Annotated in this window: 11 protein-coding genes and 1 pseudogene; all 12 read left to right on the top strand. The window is 34.5% G+C overall.

All coding sequences use genetic code 11. The annotated features are described in order from the left end of the window. Positions 1-648, top strand: a pseudogene (locus tag OCV43_RS13670) (carbamoyl-phosphate synthase large subunit); the annotation flags it as partial. A gap of 349 nt (positions 649-997) precedes the next feature. Beyond that, positions 998-1,324 carry a DUF4176 domain-containing protein gene (locus OCV43_RS13675; protein WP_118087698.1) on the top strand — a complete coding sequence of 109 codons (327 nt, stop codon included), beginning with the start codon at positions 998-1,000 and terminating at the stop codon, positions 1,322-1,324. Between the two features lies 1 nt (position 1,325). Further along, a complete protein-coding gene (locus OCV43_RS13680) occupies positions 1,326-1,763 on the top strand; it encodes a DUF5082 domain-containing protein (RefSeq protein WP_262624365.1) in 438 nt (145 codons plus the stop codon). Positions 1,764-1,792: 29 nt separating this feature from the next. Next, positions 1,793-2,092: a hypothetical protein gene (locus tag OCV43_RS13685; RefSeq protein WP_147340206.1), complete on the top strand. Its 300-nt coding sequence runs from the start codon at positions 1,793-1,795 to the stop codon at positions 2,090-2,092. 17 nt (positions 2,093-2,109) lie between these two features. Then, entirely contained in the window at positions 2,110-3,894 is a 1,785-nt protein-coding gene (locus OCV43_RS13690) for an LXG domain-containing protein (RefSeq protein ID WP_262624366.1), read from the top strand. 11 nt (positions 3,895-3,905) lie between these two features. After that, positions 3,906-4,382, top strand: a complete 477-nt coding sequence (locus OCV43_RS13695; protein ID WP_118087693.1) for a hypothetical protein — start codon at positions 3,906-3,908, stop codon at positions 4,380-4,382. 2 nt (positions 4,383-4,384) lie between these two features. Further along, complete coding sequence (locus OCV43_RS13700; RefSeq protein WP_022243000.1) at positions 4,385-4,597, top strand: hypothetical protein; 213 nt, start codon at positions 4,385-4,387, stop codon at positions 4,595-4,597. Positions 4,598-4,645: 48 nt separating this feature from the next. Next, positions 4,646-4,990, top strand: a complete 345-nt coding sequence (locus OCV43_RS13705) for a hypothetical protein (protein WP_022242999.1) — start codon at positions 4,646-4,648, stop codon at positions 4,988-4,990. Between the two features lie 33 nt (positions 4,991-5,023). After that, positions 5,024-5,731 carry a PoNi-like cognate immunity protein gene (locus tag OCV43_RS13710; protein ID WP_262624367.1) on the top strand — a complete coding sequence of 236 codons (708 nt, stop codon included), beginning with the start codon at positions 5,024-5,026 and terminating at the stop codon, positions 5,729-5,731. A 31-nt stretch (positions 5,732-5,762) separates the two neighbouring features. Continuing rightward, positions 5,763-6,098, top strand: coding sequence for a hypothetical protein (locus tag OCV43_RS13715; RefSeq protein WP_117841795.1), 336 nt, complete (start codon positions 5,763-5,765; stop codon positions 6,096-6,098). Positions 6,099-6,128: 30 nt separating this feature from the next. Beyond that, positions 6,129-6,605 (top strand): hypothetical protein, encoded by a 477-nt coding sequence (locus OCV43_RS13720; protein ID WP_262624368.1) that lies wholly within the window; start codon positions 6,129-6,131, stop codon positions 6,603-6,605. A gap of 38 nt (positions 6,606-6,643) precedes the next feature. Continuing rightward, positions 6,644-7,321, top strand: coding sequence for a PoNi-like cognate immunity protein (locus OCV43_RS13725; RefSeq protein WP_262624369.1), 678 nt, complete (start codon positions 6,644-6,646; stop codon positions 7,319-7,321). Positions 7,322-7,744 lie beyond the last annotated feature (423 nt).

The raw sequence follows: 7,744 nt of genomic DNA on the forward strand, positions 1-7,744 counted from the left end.
AGAAATGCTGGTAGAATATACCAAGCGGTTAGCACAGGCATTACATGTAGTAGGACTGATTAACATCCAGTTAATCGTAATGGACGAGCAGGTATATGTCATCGAAGTAAATCCACGTTCTTCAAGAACGGTACAATCAGCCTTGGACCGGAAATGAAGTCCACCGGAGAATGCTTAGGAATTGCCAAGACCTTTGATGAAGCCTTATACAAAGCTTTCTTAGGAGCAGGCGTTCAGCTTCCGAAATATAAGCAGATGATTATGACTGTAAAAGATGCAGACAAGCCGGAAGCAGTCGGCGTAGCAAAACGTTTTGCAGCCTTAGGTTACAAGATTTATGCCACCAGAAGTACTGCAAAATATTTACAGGAGCATGGCGTAGATGCACTGCGTGTCAATAAGATTACCCAGGAGTCACCAAACGTTATGGACTTAATCTTAGGACATAAGATTGACCTTGTCATCGACACACCGACCCAGGGAAATGGTGATAAGAACCGTGACGGATTCCTGATTCGTCGTAATGCAATTGAGACCGGCGTATACTGTATCACGGCAATGGATACAGCCAACGCACTGGCAACCAGCTTGGAGAATGCCCAGTCAGAGCTTACTCTGGTAGATATTGCAACCGTGAAGAATATTTAAGAGCAAAGAAACAGCCTCATGTGTTTCGAGTGGAACACATGGGGCTGAAATTTTTGCTGTCAGGCATCTGTAAGAAGCTGCCAGTAACAGGTACTGCAGGCGCAGGCAGCGTTTATATAATATATACAAAAACGGAAACATAATTTGAATAAAAATGACAATTGACAAAGAAATGTAAAATGGTTAATCTGATAGGTAGTTGCTGAAGAATCAGCGGGAGTACTGAGCTATGAAAAAATGAGATGAAATGATTAGATAGTACAATTCATAGATTCCGGAATTCTCCGGTGATAATCCCAAATGATATGAGGCAATAAAAATAGAATAAGTATGCATATGAGGTGGCAAAATGGAAGAGAGAGTGGACTATCTGCCGTTAGGAAGTGTTGTTATTGTGCATGGAGGTGTAAAAAAGTATGTAATCGTAGCAAGAGGACTACAGCTAAAGATAAATGGAGATTACAAACTTTTTGATTATGGAGCATGTACTTATCCGGAAGGAATGATGGGAGACCGGTTAATGTATTTTCAGGCATCTGATATTAACAAGGTAGTATTTAAGGGGTATACGGATGATGATGAGAGAATAATGGTTGATAATATTCAAAAAGCAATGGAGAGTCTTGATGTAGAGCGGGCAGATGTTCGAAGACTGAAGCAGAGTATGAGGAATTAATATGGCTAAAAAATATGACAATTCCAAATATCAAAGTTTAAAATCACAGAAAAGTGCAAATGAGAAAAAACAGGAATCATACAAGAGCGAAATTAATGATATAGAAGCTGAGATTGAGAGACTTCGGGTCGCTTATAATACCCTGGATGATGCAAAGGAAGCGTTGGAGGATATAAAGAATATTCATAGTAATATGCCGACTTTCTATGAATCATTATGGACGGGAAATAAGGCACAGTATTTTTATGAAATCTGTGAGAGTGGCGGATTGAAAATAGACTATGATGGATATATTTCCGGTATTGATAGTGTAGAAGATGAGATCAACTGGGAGATTAATGCTTTAAAGGAAAAACAGAATGAGAAATATGGAGCACTTTCAAAACTGGTAAATGCATGGGATGATTTATGTACAAAAATTCGAAACTTTTTTAATTAGCAGGAATGTTTAAAACAGGAGTGGAACAGATGATAACTATTTTAGATGAGATAGCCACGGAATCAGATATCGGAAAAATGTATATGGATGCATGTGGTCTTTCGCTGGAGGCAACAACAACAGATATTAGTGGAAAATCAGAAGCATTGGAGAAGTTTTTAAGCAGTTATGAGAGTTTTGCAAATATAGTAAGTGCTTATGAACAGATATTGATTTCGGATATATGCAATATATCTGAAATATCAAATTCCTGGATAGAACGGGACAGAGAGCAGAGTAATCAGTTAAAGGAAAGTAATACATTGTTAGATTTACTGGAACATCCATAGAAGGATGGGGGAGAAGAATGGAAGGGTTTGTAATCAAATATACAGATATAAATAATCTGTTATGGGAGTATAAGTCAAAGCTGGAAGGCTTGATAAGTAAGTTGGAAACGTGTGAAAGAAGTATAAATCAGTTTATTCAGAGTGACCAGTTTATAGGAGAGACGGCAACAGCAGCAAAAAATTATTTATATGATGTACATATTACTATGATATCCTGTTTAAAGGTGGCAACGCAAAATATGCTAGATGATATTGCTTATCATAAGGCATGTTATAATGAGATAGATGGTTCGACGAACTTTAGACTGGATGAGGAAGCAATCCGGGAGTTCCGCACAAAACTGGCTACGAATTCAGCGGATACGGAATCTTATGCTCAGAGTGTACAGCAGGCGGTATCCAATATCTCAGATATTTCAGACGTGAATACACCGGGAACAAATGGTATAATAGAACTGCATGAACAACTGGATCAGGAACTTTTGAATTTTATTGAGACAATTCAGACACAGGAAAGTACTACGGTAACAATTATTGAAAATACAGTAGATCTCATGGTTGACAGTATAAAAAACTGCCTTGGGAAAATAGGAACCAGTAAAACAGCAATTACTACTTATACAAGCAATAGTTTTTATACTGACATCGATGTGTATACACTGGCATATTTGAGTGAATATTTTTATCAGCAGCATACGGTTAATCAGGAAACTTATGATGCAATATGGGATGTAGAACAGCAGTTAAAAGATGCGGCAGAAGAACGGGAAGTGCAAGGTGTTATAAAAGCAATTGGCGGAATTGTACTGGTTGTAGTTGGTGTAGCATGTATTGCAGCATCGCTTGGAGCAGCAACTCCGGCAGTGGTAGCCGCAGGTACAATGATTGGAAGCGGAACAACCGTTTTTGGAATTACAGATACAGCCGAAGGGGCACAGGATGTTTATTATGGAAGTATTAGTGATCTTGACAGTACGGCTGTGAATCGGCTAAAAGAAGTAGTCTTTCAGGGAAATGAAGAGGCGTATTATTTTACGGAGGGTGTATTTTCTTTCGCAGCATCAGCCTTTATTCCAATTGGAAAAGCTTCGACAGTAGGAAAACTTACTTTTCGAAGCGGTTCAACGATAATTGCCAAAGAAGGACTTTCAACATTGGCGGGCGAAGGTGTCTCGAAATTGACAACAGATTTATCGGGAAACCAGACCGTGGGAATGATGGCAGGAATGCTGGCCAGCGGACTTACTTCACATGGGCTTGATAAGCTGGATGTGAAATTTAAGCAGAAATCGTTTACTGATTTGATGAAGCAGGGAATGGTTGAAAAGCCTTTGGATATGCTAGAAAATGAAAGCACAAAAGGACTGGCGGATTTAGAAAATATGGGTAATGTAACAGAGCCCGAAAAAGATGTTGTCACTTATAGACGAGTACAAGGGGGAAATGGAAATAATGCAAGCCAATTTAGAATAGAAGTTAATGCAGATGGAACCATTAGTATACCAAATAAGGAGGCAAATTTAAATATAAGTATTGACGATGGTGAACATGCAGAGTATTTTTTAGATAGGCGAGGTGATAATACGCAGATTGTTGAGGTGGATGTACCTAAATGGTTTGATGATTTTTTACAGGAGAATGCAGTTTCACAAATTAACTACAAGAAGAATCCATTAAATCAGAGTGGAACAGCACCTAAAATTACAGATATTAGTACACCGGGAAATTGCTTTGAACTTCCCGCACCGTGGATAGAATGGCTTGAAGAATATGGAACGAATGCAAGAATAATAAGTCCATAAGGAGGTATATTATGAAACCAATATATGCAGAAAATATTATAGTAGCAATAAAATCGTGCGGCTGTATAGAGTGGTATATTTTAGACAAAGATTATTGCTTTTTAGATTATCCTAAGTTAGAAGAAGCATATCGTAAGAAAGGCTATAATGATACTTTTGATGATGATTCCAGATTTGGCATAAAAGTAGTAAATGAATTGTCGAAAACACAATTTTTGGATAATATAAAAGAATATAAAATTACAGCCGAAGAATTAAAGAAAATGTTAATGAAGGAATCTGATTATAATGATAAATTAGCATATAATCCATCTATTTTAATAGATTTTGAAAATCGGGTATTTATATCGTATTATGCTGAACCGGAATCTTTTGAAGCGTTTGTTCCAGATGGCTGGATAGGAAAGTATCAGGATTTTACAGAAGAAATACCAGAAAAACAGAGATATTGGATGGATGAAAACGGTAAAAATTTGATAGGAGAATAGGAATGGATAATAATACAGTTACAATTTTAAATGAAGAATTTGAGAATGATAAAACAGGTGAGAAAGTACAGGGAATAACAATTATTGTAGATGGAAAACTTAAAGAAGTGCTTGATTTGCTTATGAAAAATAATCCTGATTACAAAAATTATACAGAAATTGTTCGGGATGCTTTTTTTGATGGCATTAATTCAATGATAAGAGAGCATAAATAATAAGCGCAAAAGAAGTTGACAGTAGATAATAAAACAGAGGGTATTGGTATGGAATTTAATGAGACACAAACAATGGCAATTAATTTTACTAAAATGGCAAAAGAAAAAATGGGGGATAAAGTTAAAGATTTTTGCATTTTAGACGTATATGATGATGCGAATAACCGAGCATTCAGCGTGGAATTTACAGCATATGATTATTTCCCAATAAGGTTGAATTATGAAAGAGGAAGATTTGGATGCTGCATATTATATGGAGAAAGAACAGTGGCATTAAGTAATTCACAACAATGGTGGGAAGAAGCTGATTTTGATGTCTTTTTTAAAGAATTAGAAAGAGAACTGAAGTTAAGAATTCCGGATAAATTCTTAAAAGCGCATCGTTGGCGATGATATGAAAGAAGCACTACTAAGGAGAAACAGACATTGCGTGATACAGTAATGAATGAAAAATATTTTAGGGAATATATTTTGGAAGAGACAGGAAGAATAAAAAATTTTCAAAATAAGTTAGAAAATAATGAGGTAAGAGAAGATAGAATTTATTCGGTAAAAAGAAAGATTGATGCTATACAATTTGAATTACTTATTGCAAGATATTCTAGTGGTGAAGATATAGAAAAATTAGAAAATGATTTTATGCAGTTATTAAATGATATGCCATTGTATTGGAATGGTAATTCTGGCTATATTGATATGCTGTGGATGATGGCACTTGCAATTTTATTCGATGTAAGTAGAGAAAAGTTTGGTATATTGTCGGATTTGGTAACTCAATATAATCGGAAAGATGCTTTATTGGAATTTTTTGTTAATTACAAAATGCATGGAAGCATAGAACAACTGGAAGGAGACTATTCCTTTGGCTTCCCATATGATAAGTTGACGGATATTGTTGCAAATAGAGAAAAAGCAGTTGAAAAATTAAAAGAATATTTGGAAAAATATTGGTATGTGGGACATAAAAATATGGGATGGTACGATATTCATAAAGCAAAAGAAAAATTGTATTACGGTTACTGGAGTTTTGAAGCAGGAGCTATTGCAAAAATATTAAATTTAGATGACAGCAATTTGAAAGATGTACCGTATTATCCATATGATTTGGTTCACTATAAAAGCAATAGTATGTAATCGGGATTAGAGGATATAAAAGGCGTTTTATATGTTGTGGGATAAATTAACGGAAGAGAATTATATAATATATGTAAACAGAGACATTGATTTAAAGATAAAAGTTTTTGAATTGATGGAGAATGATGAAATATATATCAACTATAAGGGATTTAATTTGACAATACCTATGTTGGTATGGGAGTTTGGAGAAGATTTAAAGTTGGCATCAATAGAAGATGTTCGTATGGAAGGCAACGACCGATTTGATAAACATTTTGTTATTAAAAAAGAGGATAAAGAAAAGTTTTTAGATGAAATATATTTCTTTTTGGTTGATAATCATATGGATTCTGTTTTAAATGAAAAGTATCGAGCAAATTGGTGATAAAGATAAAAAATATATTATAGGATGAATATGAAAATAAAGGTAAGAAGAGAAGCTGTTAGATGCACGAATTGTGGAAAAATTAATGAATTTTATTATTTATCAGATTTTTCATATGGTGAGAGATTAGTGCTATTTCATAACGGTATGAGTTATGCATATATTAATTTGTTGAAAGATGATGTTTATAATGATTTTATTGATAAAGTGAAATCTATTTTAAATTTGCATCAAAAAGAATTTTCAGAAGAAAAATTGCAAAATATAATTAATCATATATTTGGCATGACTTGTGACAGGATACAGGAAAGTGAGATTGACTTTGCAATGAACCATAAAAAATGCATCTATTGCGCCGCGGATGATTTTGAAGATTTAATGGCTGAGCCGGAAAAAATTATTTGTGTGGAGATGCCCAATGTGACACATCATGCGTGGAAAACTCTGAATGATGCGAAAAAGGTGCAGCAAATAGAAAAAGCATTAATGGAAAATAAAGTTATCTAATGATACAGTGGTGTATACCAAATGGAGAAAATCAGGGAATGAGAGATTATATTAAAAGTGAAAAATATTTCGACGAATTCATAGCGGAAGATACAGCCAGGATTTCAAAATTAACCCAAAAAGTAAATGGGGGAGAAGTAAGGCAAGAAAGAATAGTGCCGGTAAAAAAGGGAATTTTTCGTATTAAACTTGGAATTATAATAGCAAGGTATTCTAGGGGAGATGACATAGCCTGTTTAAGAAGTGATTTTGTGGAAATATATGAAGAATGGATAATATCTTTCTTCTCGCCAGATGCATATAATGAAAATTTGAAAATGTTGTCACTTGCAGTTCTTTTTGAAATAGAGGAAAAACTGACTGCATTAACAAAAAGAAAAATGAAGGAAAAAGAGGTAAAAGACTGGCTATTACTTTTTCTGATTGGCGAAGAACAACCGGATTTACCACTTTTATTTCCAGACAGATTTCAAATGATGAAAGCATTAGTTGAAGAAAAGGAAACAGATAAACCAAGGCTGCTGGCAAAGTATTTGAAAGAGAACTGGTATAATGAGAAGTGCGATTGTTATGAGGCTCATAAAAGCAGCCAGAATATATATTATGGCTATTGGAGTTTTGAAGCAGGAGCTATTGCAAAAATATTAAATTTAGATGACAGCAATCTGAAAGATATGCCATATTATCCATATGATTTGGTTCATTATAAAAGATAAAATTTCCGTGGAGAAAATGAAATGTGGAGAATCCAAAAGAAAGAAAAATTTGATATTTGGGAAAACGACTTATGTTCATTGAAAGTTCAATATGAAGAAAATAAATGTAGAGTTTGTGGGACAACTGTACATTACATAGGGTAAAATCTGTGCGTGAAAAAGTCTGCATAAAAGCTAAGTAAGTTTTCAATAAAGTTGTGGAATTTGTTTCTCATAGATGTTCATCTCCTTTTTGTTTACGCTGTCATTATAAAACATGAAAGGGTATATTACTTGCCAAAATAAAAAAATAATTGGACAAAAATTGCAATGGGCAGAGCGTGTGTAAATTCTCTTCCCATTGCAGTTTTTTATGGGAGCATCCCAAAGTTTGTGTAAACCTCCAAACTGATGTAAGATAAAATTACTCAGTTTGGAGGTTAT

Origin of the sequence: Roseburia amylophila (assembly GCF_025567465.1) — a bacterium.
Lineage (GTDB): Bacteria > Bacillota > Clostridia > Lachnospirales > Lachnospiraceae > Roseburia_C > Roseburia_C amylophila.